The 16,267-nt window shown below is 65.3% G+C and carries 20 protein-coding genes; 17 read left to right on the plus strand and 3 right to left on the minus strand.

Going from position 1 to position 16,267, the window contains the following annotated elements; all coding sequences use genetic code 11:
* Positions 1-353 precede the first annotated feature (353 nt).
* The 11 genes from rpsJ to rpsQ are packed head-to-tail and all read left to right on the plus strand — an operon-like array spanning position 354 to position 5,943.
* The gene (gene rpsJ / locus MKK62_RS14580; RefSeq protein ID WP_003873519.1) at positions 354-659 is read left to right on the plus strand and encodes a 30S ribosomal protein S10; all 306 of its coding nucleotides are present in this window, start codon (positions 354-356) and stop codon (positions 657-659) included.
* Between the two features lie 14 nt (positions 660-673).
* On the plus strand, positions 674-1,327 hold the full coding sequence (rplC, locus tag MKK62_RS14585) for a 50S ribosomal protein L3 (protein WP_240259947.1): 654 nt from the start codon (positions 674-676) through the stop codon (positions 1,325-1,327).
* Positions 1,327-2,001: a 50S ribosomal protein L4 gene (gene rplD, locus MKK62_RS14590; protein WP_240259945.1), complete on the plus strand. Its 675-nt coding sequence runs from the start codon at positions 1,327-1,329 to the stop codon at positions 1,999-2,001. Before rplC ends, rplD begins: the two co-directional genes overlap by 1 nt.
* Positions 2,001-2,303, plus strand: coding sequence for a 50S ribosomal protein L23 (rplW, locus tag MKK62_RS14595; RefSeq protein WP_240259943.1), 303 nt, complete (start codon positions 2,001-2,003; stop codon positions 2,301-2,303). The genes rplD and rplW overlap by 1 nt, the downstream gene beginning before the upstream one ends.
* 35 nt (positions 2,304-2,338) lie before the next feature.
* On the plus strand, positions 2,339-3,178 hold the full coding sequence (gene rplB / locus MKK62_RS14600; RefSeq protein ID WP_240259941.1) for a 50S ribosomal protein L2: 840 nt from the start codon (positions 2,339-2,341) through the stop codon (positions 3,176-3,178).
* 21 nt (positions 3,179-3,199) lie between these two features.
* Positions 3,200-3,481 carry a 30S ribosomal protein S19 gene (gene rpsS / locus MKK62_RS14605; protein WP_006245110.1) on the plus strand — a complete coding sequence of 94 codons (282 nt, stop codon included), beginning with the start codon at positions 3,200-3,202 and terminating at the stop codon, positions 3,479-3,481.
* Complete coding sequence (rplV, locus tag MKK62_RS14610; RefSeq protein ID WP_240259939.1) at positions 3,478-4,092, plus strand: 50S ribosomal protein L22; 615 nt, start codon at positions 3,478-3,480, stop codon at positions 4,090-4,092. Before rpsS ends, rplV begins: the two co-directional genes overlap by 4 nt.
* Positions 4,092-4,934 (plus strand): 30S ribosomal protein S3, encoded by an 843-nt coding sequence (gene rpsC / locus MKK62_RS14615; RefSeq protein WP_240259932.1) that lies wholly within the window; start codon positions 4,092-4,094, stop codon positions 4,932-4,934. The genes rplV and rpsC overlap by 1 nt, the downstream gene beginning before the upstream one ends.
* A 3-nt stretch (positions 4,935-4,937) precedes the next feature.
* On the plus strand, positions 4,938-5,354 hold the full coding sequence (gene rplP, locus MKK62_RS14620; protein ID WP_240259930.1) for a 50S ribosomal protein L16: 417 nt from the start codon (positions 4,938-4,940) through the stop codon (positions 5,352-5,354).
* Entirely contained in the window at positions 5,354-5,596 is a 243-nt protein-coding gene (gene rpmC / locus MKK62_RS14625) for a 50S ribosomal protein L29 (RefSeq protein WP_240259910.1), read from the plus strand. Before rplP ends, rpmC begins: the two co-directional genes overlap by 1 nt.
* Positions 5,596-5,943: a 30S ribosomal protein S17 gene (gene rpsQ / locus MKK62_RS14630; protein WP_240259908.1), complete on the plus strand. Its 348-nt coding sequence runs from the start codon at positions 5,596-5,598 to the stop codon at positions 5,941-5,943. Before rpmC ends, rpsQ begins: the two co-directional genes overlap by 1 nt.
* A gap of 2 nt (positions 5,944-5,945) precedes the next feature.
* On the opposite strand, the gene MKK62_RS14635 is transcribed toward rpsQ, so the two are convergent.
* Positions 5,946-6,827, minus strand: coding sequence for a bile acid:sodium symporter family protein (locus MKK62_RS14635; RefSeq protein ID WP_240259899.1), 882 nt, complete (start codon positions 6,825-6,827; stop codon positions 5,946-5,948).
* 473 nt (positions 6,828-7,300) lie between these two features.
* Here MKK62_RS14635 and MKK62_RS14640 point away from each other — a divergent pair, with 473 nt between their 5' ends.
* The 5 genes from MKK62_RS14640 to MKK62_RS14660 all read left to right on the plus strand — a co-directional run bounded on the left by MKK62_RS14640 (position 7,301) and on the right by MKK62_RS14660 (position 13,173).
* Positions 7,301-7,609, plus strand: a complete 309-nt coding sequence (locus MKK62_RS14640) for a PE family protein (RefSeq protein WP_240259898.1) — start codon at positions 7,301-7,303, stop codon at positions 7,607-7,609.
* A 2-nt stretch (positions 7,610-7,611) separates the two neighbouring features.
* Complete coding sequence (locus MKK62_RS14645; protein ID WP_240259897.1) at positions 7,612-9,168, plus strand: PPE family protein; 1,557 nt, start codon at positions 7,612-7,614, stop codon at positions 9,166-9,168.
* 88 nt (positions 9,169-9,256) lie between these two features.
* Positions 9,257-11,608 (plus strand): arylsulfatase, encoded by a 2,352-nt coding sequence (locus MKK62_RS14650; RefSeq protein WP_240259896.1) that lies wholly within the window; start codon positions 9,257-9,259, stop codon positions 11,606-11,608.
* Positions 11,601-12,290: a hypothetical protein gene (locus MKK62_RS14655; protein ID WP_240259894.1), complete on the plus strand. Its 690-nt coding sequence runs from the start codon at positions 11,601-11,603 to the stop codon at positions 12,288-12,290. The genes MKK62_RS14650 and MKK62_RS14655 overlap by 8 nt, the downstream gene beginning before the upstream one ends.
* 4 nt (positions 12,291-12,294) lie before the next feature.
* The gene (locus MKK62_RS14660) at positions 12,295-13,173 is read left to right on the plus strand and encodes a formylglycine-generating enzyme family protein (RefSeq protein ID WP_240259892.1); all 879 of its coding nucleotides are present in this window, start codon (positions 12,295-12,297) and stop codon (positions 13,171-13,173) included.
* Here the strand turns inward: MKK62_RS14660 and pstS are convergent.
* Complete coding sequence (gene pstS / locus MKK62_RS14665) at positions 13,166-14,263, minus strand: phosphate ABC transporter substrate-binding protein PstS (protein WP_240259890.1); 1,098 nt, start codon at positions 14,261-14,263, stop codon at positions 13,166-13,168. The genes MKK62_RS14660 and pstS overlap by 8 nt on opposite strands.
* A gap of 338 nt (positions 14,264-14,601) precedes the next feature.
* Here pstS and MKK62_RS14670 point away from each other — a divergent pair, with 338 nt between their 5' ends.
* Positions 14,602-15,519, plus strand: a complete 918-nt coding sequence (locus MKK62_RS14670) for a DUF4436 domain-containing protein (protein ID WP_240259888.1) — start codon at positions 14,602-14,604, stop codon at positions 15,517-15,519.
* Between the two features lie 41 nt (positions 15,520-15,560).
* Here MKK62_RS14670 and MKK62_RS14675 read toward each other — a convergent pair whose 3' ends face one another.
* Positions 15,561-16,019 carry a DUF2834 domain-containing protein gene (locus MKK62_RS14675; protein ID WP_240259886.1) on the minus strand — a complete coding sequence of 153 codons (459 nt, stop codon included), beginning with the start codon at positions 16,017-16,019 and terminating at the stop codon, positions 15,561-15,563.
* Positions 16,020-16,267: the final 248 nt, after the last annotated feature.

A 16,267-nucleotide genomic window follows, 5' to 3' on the forward strand; every position in this document is an offset into this window, starting at 1 on the left:
ACTGGAGCAATAGCCTGGTGCTCGACCGCCCAGGTGCGCGGTTTACCCGTGGTCGGACAGATTTGGCCCTCACCGCGATCTAGGGCATACTGTTCGGGTTGCCTTGAGCCGGGTTCGCGCCTGGCCGGGCATACGACCAGCGCCCACAACGGGCGCGTCCGGTCCCAATCTGGAGCGAGACCAATTTCGGTCGCGAACCAGGCTGCGTGAGGGCGACACACCCGACCGCGGGGGCCGGTGGACCAAGACAGGTAAACAGCGGCGCAACAACCGGGCGCCTCGGTCGGCTAGGCCGATCGCAGGCAATAAAGTTCGGTGAGGAAACCGGGTCTCGACCTGGAGAGTGAGGAAGCGTGGCGGGACAGAAGATCCGCATCAGGCTCAAGGCCTACGACCACGAGGCCATTGACGCCTCGGCGCGCAAGATCGTCGAGACGGTTGTCCGTACGGGCGCCAGTGTGGTTGGCCCAGTGCCGCTGCCGACTGAGAAGAACGTGTACTGCGTTATCCGCTCACCGCACAAGTACAAAGACTCGCGTGAGCACTTCGAGATGCGCACTCACAAGCGCCTGATCGACATCCTTGACCCGACCCCGAAAACCGTTGACGCGCTGATGCGCATCGATCTGCCTGCCAGCGTCGACGTCAACATCCAGTAGGAGAGCTGCGAGCAATGGCGAGAAAGGGCATTCTGGGCACCAAGCTGGGCATGACGCAGGTGTTCGACGAGAACAACCGCGTTGTCCCCGTGACGGTGGTCAAGGCCGGGCCGAACGTGGTTACCCGCATCCGTACTCCGGAAGTTGACGGGTACAGCGCGGTGCAGCTGGCCTACGGCGAGATCAGTCCCCGCAAGGTCAATAAGCCGGTGACGGGCCAGTACGCCGCTGCCGGGGTCAACCCGCGTCGGCACCTGGCCGAGTTGCGTCTCGACGACGAGGCGGCCGCGGCCGATTACCAGGTCGGCCAGGAACTCACGGCCGAAATCTTCGCTGCCGGAACCTATGTCGACGTGACCGGCACGTCGAAGGGCAAGGGCTTCGCGGGAACCATGAAGCGTCACGGATTCCGCGGCCAGGGCGCCAGCCACGGCGCGCAGGCGGTTCACCGCCGTCCCGGTTCCATCGGTGGCTGTGCCACCCCCGCGCGTGTGTTCAAGGGCACCCGGATGGCCGGCCGGATGGGTAACGACCGTGTCACCACCCAGAACCTGTTGGTGCACTTGGTCGATGCCGAGAACGGCGTGCTGCTGATCAAGGGCGCGGTGCCTGGACGCAACGGCGGACTCGTGGTGGTTCGCAGCGCGATCAAACGAGGTGAGAAGTAATGGCTACAGACACGTCTGGCAAGGCCATCAAGATCGACGTCAAGACGCCTGACGGCAAGACCGACGGCTCGGTCGAGTTGCCGGCCGCGCTGTTCGACGCGCCCGCGAACATCGCTCTGCTGCATCAGGTCGTCACGGCGCAGCTGGCGGCCAAACGGCAGGGCACACACGCGACCAAGACTCGCGGCGACGTTCGCGGTGGTGGTCGTAAGCCGTACCGGCAGAAGGGCACTGGTCGGGCGCGTCAGGGCTCGACCCGTGCGCCGCAGTTCACAGGCGGTGGCGTCGTGCACGGCCCGCAGCCGCGCGATTACAGCCAGCGCACCCCGAAGAAGATGATCGCCGCCGCACTGCGCGGCGCGTTGTCGGACCGGGCCCGCAACGGCCGCATCCACGCGATCACCGAGCTGGTGTCGGGTCAGACGCCGTCGACCAAGAGCGCCAAGGGTTTTCTCGCCACGCTGACCGACCGCAAGCAGGTGCTGGTGGTCATCGGACGTAGCGACGAGACCGGCGCCAAGAGCGTGCGCAACCTTCCCGGTGTGCACATCCTGTCGCCGGATCAGCTGAACACGTACGACGTGCTGCACGCCGACGACGTGGTGTTCTCGGTGGAGGCGCTCAACGCTTACATCGCCGCGAACACCCAGAGCACCGAGGAGGTTTCGGCCTGATGGCGACCGTCACTGATCCCCGCGACATCATCTTGGCCCCGGTCATCTCGGAGAAGTCCTACGGCCTGATCGACGACAACGTGTACACGTTCCTGGTGCACCCCGACTCGAACAAGACGCAGATCAAGATCGCGATCGAGAAGATCTTCTCGGTCAAGGTCGCCGCGGTGAACACCGCGAACCGGCAGGGTAAGCGCAAGCGGACCCGGAGTGGATTCGGTCAACGCAAGAGCACCAAGCGCGCCATCGTGACGCTGGCGCCGGGCAGCAAGCCGATCGAGTTGTTCGGCGCGACGGCGTAGCCGCGAACAGCCGAGGATAGAGAGACTTAACAGACATGGGAATTCGCAAGTACAAGCCGACGACTCCGGGTCGTCGCGGTGCCAGCGTCTCCGATTTCGCCGAGATCACTCGCTCGACTCCGGAGAAGTCGCTCATCAAGCCGTTGCACGGCAAGGGTGGGCGTAACGCGCACGGCCGCATCACCACTCGTCACAAGGGTGGCGGTCACAAGCGGGCTTACCGCGTGATCGACTTCCGTCGTAACGACAAGGACGGCGTGAACGCCAAGGTCGCGCACATCGAGTACGACCCGAACCGCACCGCGAACATCGCGCTGCTGCACTTCTTGGACGGCGAGAAGCGCTACATCATTGCGCCGCAGGGACTTTCCCAGGGCGACGTGGTGGAGTCCGGCGCCAACGCCGACATCAAGCCCGGCAACAACCTGCCGCTGCGCAACATCCCGGCCGGTACTTTGGTGCACGCCGTGGAGCTCCGCCCGGGCGGTGGCGCCAAGCTGGCCCGCTCGGCGGGATCGAGCATCCAGTTGCTGGGTAAGGAAGGCACGTACGCCTCGCTGCGGATGCCGAGCGGTGAAATCCGCCGCGTCGACGTGCGCTGCCGCGCCACCGTCGGTGAGGTCGGCAACGCCGAGCAGGCCAACATCAACTGGGGTAAGGCCGGCCGCATGCGCTGGAAGGGCAAGCGTCCCACCGTCCGTGGTGTCGTGATGAACCCGGTCGACCACCCGCACGGTGGTGGTGAGGGTAAGACCTCCGGTGGTCGCCACCCGGTCAGCCCGTGGGGTAAGCCGGAAGGCCGTACCCGTAAGGGCAACAAGCCCAGCGACAAGCTCATCGTCCGACGCCGGCGCACCGGCAAGAAGTCTCGCTAGCGGCAGCCAGGAGTAACAGATATGCCACGCAGCCTCAAAAAGGGTCCGTTCGTCGACGACCATCTACTCAAGAAGGTCGACGTACAGAACGAGAAGAACACCAAGCAGGTCATCAAGACCTGGTCGCGCCGTTCGACCATCATTCCCGACTTCATCGGCCACACCTTCGCCGTCCACGACGGTCGCAAGCACGTGCCGGTCTTCGTCACCGAATCGATGGTGGGCCACAAACTGGGTGAGTTCGCACCGACGCGCACCTTCAAGGGACACATCAAAGACGACCGGAAGGCCAAGCGGCGATGAGCACGGCTACTGAATTTCCTTCGGCGGTCGCCAAAGCGCGGTTCGTGCGGGTGTCGCCGACCAAGGCGCGCCGGGTCATCGACCTGGTCCGCGGCAAGTCGGTGACCGAAGCGCTGGACATCCTGCGCTGGGCGCCGCAGGCCGCGAGCGAGCCGGTGGCCAAGGTCATCGCTAGCGCTGCGGCCAACGCGCAGAACAACAATGGGCTCGACCCGTCGACCCTGGTGGTCGCCACGGTCTACGCCGACGACGGTCCCACCGCCAAGCGGATCCGCCCGCGCGCCCAGGGCCGTGCGTTCCGGATCCGTCGGCGCACCAGCCACATCACCGTGATCGTGGAAAGCCGTCCGAGCAAGGACGGGCGGAGTTCGCAGTCCGCGAGCGCCACCCGCGCGCGTCGCGCCCAGGCCAGTAAGGCCGCGGGCACGGCTCCCGCGAAGAAGGCTCCCGCCAAGAAGGCCGCCGCCGAGAAGGCGCCTGCCAAGAAGGCAACGGCAGAGAAGGCGCCCGCCAAGAAGGCGGCTGCGGCCAAGACATCTGGAGCCAAGGCTCCTGCCGCGAAGTCCGCTGGGACTGAAGCGACTTCGGAAGCGAAGGAGGGCTCGGAGTAGTGGGCCAGAAGATCAATCCGCACGGATTCCGCCTCGGCATCACCACCGAGTGGAAGTCCCGGTGGTACGCCGACAAGCAGTACGCGGACTACATCAAGGAAGACGTGGCGATCCGCAAGCTGCTGTCGACCGGCTTGGAGCGCGCCGGCATCGCCGACGTGGAGATCGAGCGCACCCGGGACCGGGTTCGGGTGGACATCCACACCGCCCGTCCGGGCATCGTCATCGGTCGCCGCGGCACCGAGGCCGACCGCATTCGCGCCGACTTGGAAAAGCTCACCGGCAAGCAGGTGCAGCTCAACATCCTCGAGGTGAAAAACCCCGAGTCGACGGCACAGCTCGTTGCCCAGGGTGTGGCCGAGCAGCTGAGCAACCGCGTGGCGTTTCGCCGCGCGATGCGCAAGGCGATTCAGTCGGCGATGCGGCAGCCCAACGTCAAGGGCATCCGGGTGCAGTGTTCCGGACGTCTCGGTGGCGCCGAGATGAGCCGTTCGGAGTTCTACCGCGAAGGTCGAGTGCCGCTGCACACGCTGCGCGCCGACATCGACTACGGCCTGTACGAGGCCAAGACCACCTTCGGCCGAATCGGCGTGAAGGTCTGGATTTACAAGGGCGACATCGTCGGTGGCAAGCGCGAGCTGGTTGCGCCGTCGGCTGGAGCTGAGCGTCCGCGCCGCGAACGTCCGTCGGGCACCCGCCCGCGTCGTAGCGGATCCGCGGGGACGACGGCTACCAGTACCGAGGCCGGCCGAAGCGCGCTGGGGGCCGCCGAGGACACCGCGAGCGCCGCACCTGCCACGGCAGAGGCGCCCGCCGTCGAGGCGCAGAGTACGGAGAGCTAAACCATGTTGATTCCCCGCAGAGTCAAGCACCGCAAGCAGCACCACCCGCGCCAGCGCGGGATCGCCAGCGGCGGAACGTCGGTGAGCTTCGGCGATTACGGCATCCAAGCACTGGAGCACGCCTACATCACCAACCGGCAGATCGAGTCCGCTCGTATTGCCATCAACCGGCACATCAAGCGTGGCGGCAAGGTGTGGATCAACATCTTCCCGGACCGTCCGCTGACCAAGAAGCCCGCCGAAACCCGGATGGGTTCGGGTAAGGGCTCGCCGGAGTGGTGGATTGCCAACGTGAAGCCGGGTCGTGTGCTCTTCGAGCTCAGCTACCCCAACGAGCAGACCGCGCGGGAAGCGTTGACCCGTGCGATCCACAAGCTGCCGATCAAGGCACGCATCGTCACCCGAGAGGATCAGTTCTGATGGCAGTGGGAACTTCGCCTGGCGAACTGCGCGAGCTCAACGACGAAGAGCTGATCGACAAGTTGCGCGAATCCAAGGAAGAGCTGTTCAACCTGCGCTTCCAGATGGCGACTGGTCAGCTGGCCAACAACCGTCGGCTCCGCACGGTCCGCCAGGAAATCGCACGGATCTACACCGTGCTCCGTGAACGCGAACTCGGGCTGGCCGCAGGCCCTGATGGCGCTGGAAATGAGGAATCCTAATGGCTGAGGCGAAGAAGACAGCCCCTGCAAAGAAGGCAGCGCCGGCGACCGACGCTCGCGCCAAGGGGCCCAAGCACACTCCAGCCACCCCGAAGCCGCGCGGCCGTCGCAAGACCCGCATCGGCTACGTGGTGAGCGACAAGATGCAGAAGACCATCGTGGTCGAGCTCGAGGATCGCATGCGCCACCCGTTGTACGACAAGATCATCCGGACCACCAAGAAGGTCAAGGCGCACGACGAGCACGGCGACGCCGGCATCGGTGACCGCGTGTCCTTGATGGAGACTCGTCCGCTGTCGGCCACCAAGCGCTGGCGGCTTGTCGAGATTCTCGAGAAGGCTAAGTAGCCTCAGCCGGCCCGTGCGGTGGAAGCCGCACGGTAAGCCGGATCCAGGCGGCGCACGGCGACCACGAACGTCAGCGCAATCAGCGGCCCGATGATCCCGTAAACCGCTGCCGGCAAGGCCATGTCGGCGTTGTTCAACAGCTGCGGACTGAGTGCGATACCGATCGCCACCACGGCGTTGTGCAGTCCGATTTCCAGGCTGACCGCGACAGCTTGCCGAGGACCGAGTCGCATCCCGCGGGATACGAGGTAGCCGACTGAGAGGCTGATCGCGCAGAACAGGGCGACGGCCGCGCTCAGCACGCCGAAGTCCTTCCACAGCGTGGTTTGGCCGCTGACGATCCCGCCGACAACGGCCAGCACGAGCAGTACCGCGGCCGCGACTCTGACCAACTTGTGCAGTCGGCGGGCGAACTCGGGAAACCGGTTGCGGATCGCGATGCCGATCGCGACGGGTATCAGCACCATCGCGATGACACCGAAGAACTTGTCGAATTGCAATGGGATGAAACGTTCTTCGCCGAGGAACCACGTCAGCGAGAAGGCCAGGATCGCCGGTATGGCGACGATCGACAACACCGCGTTGATCGCGGTGAGCGTGAGGTTGAGCGCCAGGTCGCCGTCGGCAAGATGACTCACCACGTTGGCCAACATGCCACCAGGGGTCGCCGCCATCAGCATCAGACCGACGGCGAGGTTGGGCGTCAGATGTAGTGCCTCGGCGATCAGCAGGCACAGTGCGGGCAACACCAGCGATTGACAGATCAGTGCCACCAACAGCGGGCGTCGTACGGTGGCGGCCCGGCGGAAGTCGTCAACGGTCAGCGTGAGCCCGAGGGCGAGCATGACCGCGCCGACCACCAGCGGCAGGAATTGGTTGTTCATCACTCTCCACGTGAGGATCAGTGAACGGCGGCGGAGCCGCTCTGCGATAGCTGGTCAGCCTATCGGTGTCACAAGTCGGATGCCGTCTGTGCCGCCATCGGCGAACGAGCGCCGGGCCATTCGAGTGTGAAACGGAAGCTCACAGGTATTCCCTTGCCCGAGGACCGGTCACGGTACACCGGAATCAGCTTGAGTCGAATGTCGGCATCCGCGCTGGTATCAGGGTCGCGGGGTCAAAAACCATCGTGATTCGAAGAAGTGTAGACACCGCGCGGGTACAAGCACCGCCACAATCGTAATACGTTGACTGCCAATGCTTTTGAGGTCCCGAATCATCGCGACGTCGAAAGAACCGGCTGGCTGGGGCCGACTGCGCGTCAACGCTGTCGCGCGAAATGTCGACGTGCCTTGATTACCTTGCGAATCAGCCGTTCTCCCGTACCCGTGACCAGACCATCGAAGGAGTGGCAGATATGACTTTGCGCGTCGTTCCCGAAGGCTTGTCTGCTGCTTGCGCCGGCGTCGAGGCGTTGACGGCACGACTGGCGGCCGCGCATGCCGCTGCGGGGCCCCTCATCAGCGCAGTGGTGCCTCCAGCGGCCGATCCGGTGTCGCTGCAGAGCGCCGCGGAGTTCAGTAGCCGCGGCGGATGGCACACAGCGGTGGCTGCCCGGGGCGCCGAAGAGCTGGGCCGGGCGGGCGTCGGCGTGGGGGAGTCTGGTACCAGTTACGCCACTGGTGACGCTGCAGCGTCTTCGCTGTACCTCGTCGCAACCGGCTAGCGATGACCGCGCTGATCTGGATCGCGGCACCGCCGGAGGTGCATTCGGCACTGCTGAGCAGCGGCCCGGGAGCCGGCCCACTGCTGCAGGTCGCCGACGCCTGGACGTCGTTGAGCGCCGAATACGCCTCAGTCGCAGACGAACTCACCGGTCTACTCGCGCAGGTACAGAGCGGTGCCTGGCAAGGTCCCAGCGCCGAGTCGTTCGTCGCCGCGAACGCGCCGTTTCTGGCGTGGCTGAATCAGGCCAGCACGAACAGCGCGGCCGCGGCCGCCCAGCACGAGACTTTGGCCGCGGCGCACACCGCGGCCCTGGCCGCCATGCCCACGCTGCCGGAGCTGGCCACCAACCATGTCGCGCACGGCGCCCTGGTAGCCACCAATTTCTTTGGTATCAATACGATTCCGATCGCGCTGAACGAGGCGGACTATGCGCGCATGTGGATTCAGGCCGCCACCACCATGGGCACTTATCAAGCGGTGGCCGGCTCGGCCGTAGCGGCGACACCGGTGACCGCGCCAGCTCCGCCAATCCTCAAGTCGGACAGCAACTCCAGCTCTGCCGCGTCACCGGCTGACGCGACCACCGAGACGCCGCTCGATCAGCTGATCGTGCAGTTCCTTCAGGCCAGAGGCATCACCTGGGACCCTAGCGCCGGCACGATCAACGGGCTGCCGTACTCCTCGTACACGAACCCGCTGACCACGCTGTACTGGGTCAAGAACACCGTGACGCTCGTCCAGGACCTCGAGAACTTCGCGCAGTTGCTGGCCACCAACCCCGAGGCGGCGTTGGCAAGCCTGACGCCCGCCAACATCGTCGCGTTTCTGGTCGCGCATCCCGTGGTCGCTGCCGCCATCGCGGCGAGTTCCTCCACTAGCGTCCTTCCAGCCGCCGCCGCGGCAGCGGTGGCGTCGGTGGCTGCCGTGGCGGGCCTGATCGATCCCTCGCTCTTTCAGCCATTCCTTCCGCCCGTCCCGCCGATCTCGGCGTTGCCGCTCGCGCCGGTGGTTGCGTCCACTCCGCTGGCCGCCGCGACCGTGGCCCCGCCCGCAACCGCCGCGCCAGCCCCGACGGCGCCCGCGCCGAGCACCGCAACCGGCACAGCGCCGGCGCCGACACCACCACCGCCGACCGCCGCCCATGGGTTTGCTCTTCCCTATGCGGTTGCCGCGAACGGCGGCCCACCGATCGGATTCGACTCCGGGGCCCGGGCGGGCGCAGCCGCAAGCGCGCGGCTGAAAGCCCCCGGCGAGTCGGCCGCGGTCGCCGCCGCGGAAGCGACCCGGCGGCGCGCTCGCAAGCGCCGTCAGCAGCAGGCCCGACAGCACGACTACGCCGACGCCACAATGGATTACGAGCCACAGAGTGATGATCCCGGAGGCTCCACGGCGGCGTCCGACAGCGGCGCGGGCCCACTCGGCTTCGCGGGCACCGTCACCCACGCCCGCCAGCAACCTGCGGGTCTGGCGACGCTGGCCGACGACTTCGGCGGTGGCCCGAGCATGCCGATGCTGCCGCACACCTGGACACCGGACGACGACCAAGAACAGGCGTAGCCGGTCAGTCAATGTTGGCCGACAATTCGGCTCAGCGGTGTAGTCTGCATCGGGAATCCTGGGGGGCCGCTACGAAAGTGAGGCCAGGATGGTAGGCGAGTTCAACGGCAAGATCGAGCTGGATATCCGTGATTCGGAACCAGATTGGGGCCCTTACGCCGCGCCGACCGCGCCGGAGGGCTCACCCAACATCCTGTACCTAGTGTGGGATGACACCGGCATCGCGACCTGGGACTGCTTCGGCGGTTTGGTCGATATGCCGGCGATGACCCGGATCGCCGAGCACGGCGTACGGCTGTCGCAGTTTCACACCACGGCGTTGTGTTCGCCGACCCGCGCGTCGCTGCTGACCGGGCGCAACGCCACCACGGTCGGCATGGCCATGATCGAGGAGTTCACCGAAGGATTCCCCAACTCGAACGGCCGTATCCCCTTCGAAACCGCCTTACTGTCAGAGGTTTTGGCCGAACGGGGCTACAACACCTACTGCGTCGGCAAGTGGCATCTGACCCCACTCGAAGAATCGAACCTGGCTGCGACCAAACGGCACTGGCCGACGTCGCGCGGATTCGAGCGCTTCTATGGCTTCCTGGGTGGCGAAACTGACCAGTGGTACCCGGACCTGGTCTACGACAACCACCCAGTGAACCCGCCCGGCACCCCGGAGGACGGCTATCACCTGTCGAAAGATCTGGCGGACAAGACAATTGAGTTCATCCGCGATGCCAAGGTGATCGCTCCGGACAAGCCGTGGTTCAGCTACGTCTGCCCGGGCGCGGGTCACGCGCCGCACCATGTCTTCCGGGAGTGGGCGGACCGGTACGCCGGCAAGTTCGACATGGGTTACGAGCGGTACCGCGAGATCGTGCTCGAGCGGCAGAAGGCGATGGGCATCGTGCCGCAGGACACCGAGCTGTCGCCGGTCAATCCCTACCTTGACGTCAAGGGTCCCGACGGCCAGCCGTGGCCTCTGCAGGACACCGTGCGGCCGTGGGACTCGCTGAACGACGAAGAGAAGCGACTCTTCAGCCGCATGGCGGAGGTGTTCGCGGGATTCCTCAGTTACACCGACGCCCAGATCGGGCGCATCCTGGACTATCTCGAGGAATCGGGTCAGCTGGAGAACACGCTGATCGTGGTGATCTCCGACAACGGAGCCAGCGGTGAGGGCGGTCCCAACGGGTCGGTGAACGAAGGCAAGTTCTTCAACGGCTACATCGACACCGTCGAGGAGAGCATGAAGCTCTTCGACCAGCTCGGCGGGCCGCAGACCTACAACCACTATCCGATCGGGTGGGCGATGGCATTCAACACGCCCTACAAGCTCTACAAGCGATACGCCTCGCACGAGGGTGGCATCGCCGACACGGCAATTGTGTCCTGGCCCAAAGGGATTGCAGCGCACGGTGAAGTGCGCGACAACTACGTCAGCGTATGCGACATCACCCCGACCGTCTACGACCTGTTGAACATCGAGCCGCCGCAGACCGTCAAAGGTATCCCGCAGAAGCCGCTAGACGGCGTGAGTTTCAAAGCCGCGCTTGCCGATCCATCCGCCGACACCGGCAAGCAGACTCAGTTCTACACGATGCTGGGTACTCGAGGCGTCTGGCACAACGGCTGGTTCGCCAACACCGTGCACGCCGCCACGCCAGCGGGCTGGAGTCATTTCGACGCCGACCGTTGGGAGCTCTTCCACATCGAAGCCGACCGCAGCCAGTGCCACGACTTGGCCGGAGAGCATCCCGAAAAGTTGGAAGAGCTCAAGGCGCTCTGGTTTTCCGAAGCTGCGAAGTACAACGGTCTGCCGTTGTCGGACCTCAACGTGATGGAGACGTTGATGCGTTCGCGGCCGCTGTTGGCCGGTGATCGCGATAGCTACACCTACTATCCCGATTGCGCCGACGTCGGGATCGGCGCCGGCGCCGAGCTGCGCGGCCGGTCCTTCGCGGTGCTTGCCGACGTCACCGTCGACAGCACAGGAGCCGAGGGTGTGTTATTCAAGCAGGGCGGCGCCCACGGCGGCCACGCGCTGTTCATCCAGGACGGCCGGCTGCATTACGTCTACAACTTCCTCGGCGAACGGCAGCAGGAGGTCGCCTCGACGGAGGCGGTACCTCTGGGTCGGCACGTGTTCGGTGTCCGCTACGCCCGTGCGGGCACAGTCGAGAACAGCCACACGCCGCTGGGTGACGTCACGCTGTTCATCGACGACGCGACAGTCGGCACGCTGGCCGACGTGCAGACGCATCCGGGCACCTTCGGGCTGGCCGGTGCCGGAATCACGGTCGGCCGCAACGGCGGTTCGGCAGTGTCCAGCCGCTACAAGGCGCCGTTCGTGTTCACCGGGGGCACCATCGCGCAGGTCACCGTCGATCTGTCCGGTCGGCCGTATCAAGACGTGGAAAAAGAATTGGCGCTAGCCTTTTCGCGTGACTAACCTGCTGCCGAGGGTGCTTCTGCCCGCGCTGGCCGCAGCAGCAATCTTGGCAGTCGCGCTCACGGGCTGCGCCAGGACCGTCGACGGGGTCGGGGCGTGGACCGGTGGGTCGGCAGCACAGGCGCGTCAACCCAGGACGGGCAACTTCCCACCAGCCCCCGGTATCGAGACCACCGTGCCCGATCACATTCCGCCCAACGCGTTTCTCTGCTTCCCCGGCCCGGCCAGCGGCGGTATCGGGACGGTAGCTCAAGTCGTCGCGGCCGCCGCGCCACGAATCACCATCACGCTGCCTGACAGGTGGACCAGCGAGCAAGGTCACGAAGATCTCGCGTTGTCACTCACCGGCCCCGACTCGATGACGGGGACGGTCACCATCGCCGCGACGAAACTCGGGCCCGCCGCCGCCTTCACCGCGTACACCGACAACCTCGCGCACTCGAAACCCGACCTCCAGGTCGACATCGTCGGCGCGAAATTCTGCGGCTACAGCAGCCAAAAGCTGACCGGGACGTTCGGCGGGTCGTCGGGCTCGGTCGTGTTCGCCGATCGCATCACCCACATCTGGACCAACACCGGCAATTACCTGGTCGTCGTCCACATGGAGGGGCCCGAGGACGCTGCGGGGTTCGCCTCGGCCAAAGCCGCATTGATGCAGGATTTCGCGGTCGTCATACCCTGAATCGATGCCCACCGAACTCGTCGAACTGCCGACCGGGTCATTCCGAATGGGATCAACCAGTTTCTACCCGGAGGAAGCTCCGATCCACACGGTGCGCATCGACGCGTTCGCAATCGAACGCCACCCGGTGACCAACACGCAGTTCGCCGAATTCGTCGATGCGACAGGTTATGTCACGATCGCCGAGCAGCCGATCGACCCGGCCCTGTACCCGGGCGCCGACCCGAACGAGCTGCAGTCCGGCGCAATGGTTTTCCGCCCGACTTCGGGGCCGGTCGATCTGCGCGACTGGCGGCAGTGGTGGACCTGGGTGCCGGGAGCCTGCTGGCGGCACCCGTTCGGACCGGGCAGCGACGTCGCCGACCGGGCGGAGCATCCGGTGGTGCAGGTGGCCTATCCCGACGCGGCCGCCTATGCGCGCTGGGCGGGACGACGACTGCCGACCGAAGCAGAATGGGAGTACGCCGCCCGCGGCGGGACCACCACCACCTACGCCTGGGGCGACGACGAAAAGCCCGACGGGAAGCCGATGGCCAACACCTGGCAGGGCCGGTTCCCGTACCGCAATGACGGGTGGCCGGGCACGTCGCCGGTCGCGACGTTTCCGCCGAATGGTTTCGGCTTGTTCGACATGATCGGCAACGTATGGGAGTGGACGACCACCGAATTCTCGGCGCATCACCGGATTGATCAACCGCCCAAAAGCTGTTGCGCGCCAACCGGACCCGCCGATCCCGCGGTCACGCAGACACTCAAAGGCGGCTCACACCTGTGTGCCCCGGAGTATTGCCACCGCTACCGGCCGGCGGCGCGCTCCCCGCAGTCGCAGGACACCGCGACCACACACATCGGCTTTCGATGCGTAAGCGACCGGGTCAGCTGATGGCGGTGGCCGCTCCCATCACCTTCGACTGGAAGTCCGGCGGCAGCGGAATGTAGCCGTGCTTGTCCAAATCGATCTGGCCAGGTCCGAGGGTGGCCTCCAGGGCGGCCTTGACCGCCATCCCCACTTGCGGGTCAGGGTATTTCGAGCAGACGATCTCGTAGGTCGCCATCACGATCGGATAGACGTCGTCCTGGCTGGGGTTGTAGAACGACGACAGGTCGAGCACCAAGTTGTTGCCCTTGCCGACGATCTTGGCTCCGGCGATGGTCTTGCCGACCGAGTCGGTGCCGATGCGGACCGGTCGCCTCGTCTTCCGGCTGGCCGGCGTCTTGATCTCGGCGGCGAACAGACCCTGGTCCATCGCGAACGACAACTCGTTGTAGGTGATCGCGCCTTCGGTGTTCTTGACCATCGACGAGGTGCCGTCGTTGCCCTTGGCGCCGGTCCCCACGCCGCCCTTGAACTCCTTGCCGGTGCCCTGGGTCCACACGTTGCCGGCCGCGGACTTGAGGTAGTCCTGGAAGTTGGCCGTGCTGCCCGATTTGTCACTGCGATAGACGACATGGATGTCTTCGGACGGCATCGACGCGTTCAGCGCCGTGATCTGCGGGTCATCCCAGCGGGTGATACTGCCGTTGAAGATGCCGGCCACCGTCTGGGCGTCGAGCACCAGGAAGTCGTTCGGCAGGTTGTAGGTGATGGCCAACGGCCCGAAGACCACCGGCAGGTTCCACGCCTCGGCTCCACCGCAGCGCTGTTTGGCGGCGGCCGCCTGGTCGTCGCTCAGGGGGATGTCCGAACCGGCGAAATCGCTCTTGCCCGAAAGGAAGTCGGCGACGCCGGCGCCCGATCCGTTCGCGGTGTAGTTCAGATCGTGACCGGGGCAGGACTTGCTGTAGGCGCTGACGAAGCGCTTCATCGCGTTGGCTTGGGCGGTGGAGCCGCTGGCCGAGATCGCCGGCTTGCCTCCACAGGTCACGACCTCGCTCGCGTACGCCATGCTGGTGTGAGGGACTTCGCACCCCGACAGCACGGTGGCGCCCGCGGCCAGCAAACTGACGGCGGCGGCTAGTCGCTTGTACTTCATGTCGTTGCCTCACCCCGGATATTGACAATTTCTTGAGAGTTTCCGGCCAGCGAGCTGTGCACGCGAACCGACGCTAGATTAGCGGTTCGAGGGCCGAACTGTCCCGTCCCGCGGGCGAATTCATGTCTACCGTTAGTGTTCCTGAACTGCGCGTTACTGCGAAGTGGCCAACGGGTGACGAGCTGCAGGCGTCCTTGGCGGTATCCATCTTTCACCGCGCGATTGGGATCTGACTTCGCTAACGTGACGCGCGTGTTGCCCTCACCGGCTGCCGTCCACCGCAGTGGGCCCGTCCGCTTCAGGCAAGCGGCCCGCACCCTTCGGGATGGCGGCCAGCAATGACCGTTCAGACACCCTCGTCGGTCTCGCGGCCGACTCCGGCGAAAGAACGACATCGGCCGCGCATCGTGATCGGCGTGGCGATCGTGATGGCCGTGTTCGCCGCCTACGGCCTCTCCTTGTTCGGCGTCCACCTCCTGCAGAAGACCGAAGGCCCGTTACCGCCGCTCGATCTCAGCCAGGCCGGTCTCGACGAGACGGTCGTGCAGATCCGCCTGGAAGAGCTGAAGCCCACCACGAACCGGCTTACGGTGAATGTGTTGATCTATCCCGGTGAGTCGTTGGAAGACAAGCGCTTCGACGAGCTCAACACCGACATCGCCGTACGGCTGTATCCGCCCAACGATCTCGGTGACCTGAAGTACCCCGCGGGCAAGGCGCCGGCTCAGGTCAGCACCACGATCCAGGCGCACGGCGATCCGGGCGCATGGCCCTTTGACTCCTATAAGTCCGAGCCGATCTCGGCCGACGTGTTCGTCGGAAACGGCGCCGAACGCAAGCGACTTCCGGCCCGCGTCCAGGTAACCGGCGCGATGGACGGCTGGGACGCGACCACGCAGCGCAACAGTGACAACAGCGAAACCGGCAGCCACAACAGGAGCAATGTGGTGGTGACGCTGCACCGGGCCAAGGGCCCGCTGATCTTCGACCTGGGCATCATCCTGGTCTTGATCAGCCTGCCGACCCTGGCGTTGGTCGTGGCCATTCCGATGGCGATGGGCAGGCGAAAGTTCGTGCCTCCGTTCGCAACCTGGTACGCGGCGAACTTGTTCGCGATCGTCCCGCTGCGAAATATCTTGCCCGGTGCACCGCCGCCGGGTTCGATGATCGACCAGGCACTGGTGCAGTGGGTGCTCCTCGCGCTCGCGACCGCCATGGCGCTGTACATCTACTCCTATGTCCGGCAAGGGGATTGAGGGGGTCAGTGATCGTGTCGCTGCGCTGCTCGAACAAGAGTTCAACCCGCGTCGACCCAGGCAGTGAGGGTGAGAGCTCCAGCGCTCGACACGATCAAGAAGATCACGTCGAGTGGGCGAAGGTGCGGGCGTTCTGCGCCGCCGATCCGAATTTCGCGTGCGAGCAGAAAGAGCGGAACGGTCACGCTGATGGCGATGAAGACTCCGCCGATGACGTAGAGCCAGACAAAGCGAATCTGGTGTTTCCTGGCTTCGATGACCATGAAGATGACGACGGACATGCTCAGCATCAGCGCGTCGGCGGCGACGTTGCGCGACGCGGCATTGACCCTGGTGTCTTGCCAGAAGGTGCCGAAGAAGGCGGCACCGCTGTGGATGTAATTGACGGTTTGGCTCCACGTCGCCACCAGCGCTAGGAGCGCGATCAGCGCGTACACGCCGCACAACACTTTGCGGGCCGGAGGCATCGACCCGGCTCGATCCGTCTCGGTTGTTCTCATGGCCAGACGCTAGGGGAAGAGAAGCCCTGGCCGCAGGGATTCCGCTCCGCCCAGCGGAGACGACGATCCACCGCCCTTCTAGCTGCTGGTCAAGGCTGATTCCGCAGGAATTTTGCGCTGAGCAGCTCTTCACCTAGACTCTAGGGGTTGCCGTGGGCAGACCTCGGCTGGCGATTGAGTTTTTCCGTCAGCCCCGCGTGCCTTTCGACAGCGAAGACCATGCACGACAGGTCTGGTGGACTATGCCC

Source organism: Mycobacterium paraterrae (genome assembly GCF_022430545.2).
Taxonomy (GTDB): domain Bacteria; phylum Actinomycetota; class Actinomycetes; order Mycobacteriales; family Mycobacteriaceae; genus Mycobacterium; species Mycobacterium paraterrae.

Excerpts from the sequence above, each read along its gene's own strand:
- rplC (WP_240259947.1), top strand. The coding sequence starts at position 674 with ATGGCGAGAAAGGGCATTCTGGGCACCAAGCTGGGCATGACGCAGGTG.
- rplD (WP_240259945.1), top strand. The coding sequence starts at position 1,327 with ATGGCTACAGACACGTCTGGCAAGGCCATCAAGATCGACGTCAAGACG.
- rplW (WP_240259943.1), top strand. The coding sequence starts at position 2,001 with ATGGCGACCGTCACTGATCCCCGCGACATCATCTTGGCCCCGGTCATC.
- rplB (WP_240259941.1), top strand. The coding sequence starts at position 2,339 with ATGGGAATTCGCAAGTACAAGCCGACGACTCCGGGTCGTCGCGGTGCC.
- rpsS (WP_006245110.1), top strand. The coding sequence starts at position 3,200 with ATGCCACGCAGCCTCAAAAAGGGTCCGTTCGTCGACGACCATCTACTC.
- rplV (WP_240259939.1), top strand. The coding sequence starts at position 3,478 with ATGAGCACGGCTACTGAATTTCCTTCGGCGGTCGCCAAAGCGCGGTTC.
- rplP (WP_240259930.1), top strand. The coding sequence starts at position 4,938 with ATGTTGATTCCCCGCAGAGTCAAGCACCGCAAGCAGCACCACCCGCGC.
- rpmC (WP_240259910.1), top strand. The coding sequence starts at position 5,354 with ATGGCAGTGGGAACTTCGCCTGGCGAACTGCGCGAGCTCAACGACGAA.
- rpsQ (WP_240259908.1), top strand. The coding sequence starts at position 5,596 with ATGGCTGAGGCGAAGAAGACAGCCCCTGCAAAGAAGGCAGCGCCGGCG.
- MKK62_RS14635 (WP_240259899.1), bottom strand. The coding sequence starts at position 6,827 with ATGAACAACCAATTCCTGCCGCTGGTGGTCGGCGCGGTCATGCTCGCC.
- MKK62_RS14640 (WP_240259898.1), top strand. The coding sequence starts at position 7,301 with ATGACTTTGCGCGTCGTTCCCGAAGGCTTGTCTGCTGCTTGCGCCGGC.
- MKK62_RS14645 (WP_240259897.1), top strand. The coding sequence starts at position 7,612 with ATGACCGCGCTGATCTGGATCGCGGCACCGCCGGAGGTGCATTCGGCA.
- MKK62_RS14650 (WP_240259896.1), top strand. The coding sequence starts at position 9,257 with ATGGTAGGCGAGTTCAACGGCAAGATCGAGCTGGATATCCGTGATTCG.
- MKK62_RS14660 (WP_240259892.1), top strand. The coding sequence starts at position 12,295 with ATGCCCACCGAACTCGTCGAACTGCCGACCGGGTCATTCCGAATGGGA.
- pstS (WP_240259890.1), bottom strand. The coding sequence starts at position 14,263 with ATGAAGTACAAGCGACTAGCCGCCGCCGTCAGTTTGCTGGCCGCGGGC.
- MKK62_RS14670 (WP_240259888.1), top strand. The coding sequence starts at position 14,602 with ATGACCGTTCAGACACCCTCGTCGGTCTCGCGGCCGACTCCGGCGAAA.
- MKK62_RS14675 (WP_240259886.1), bottom strand. The coding sequence starts at position 16,019 with ATGAGAACAACCGAGACGGATCGAGCCGGGTCGATGCCTCCGGCCCGC.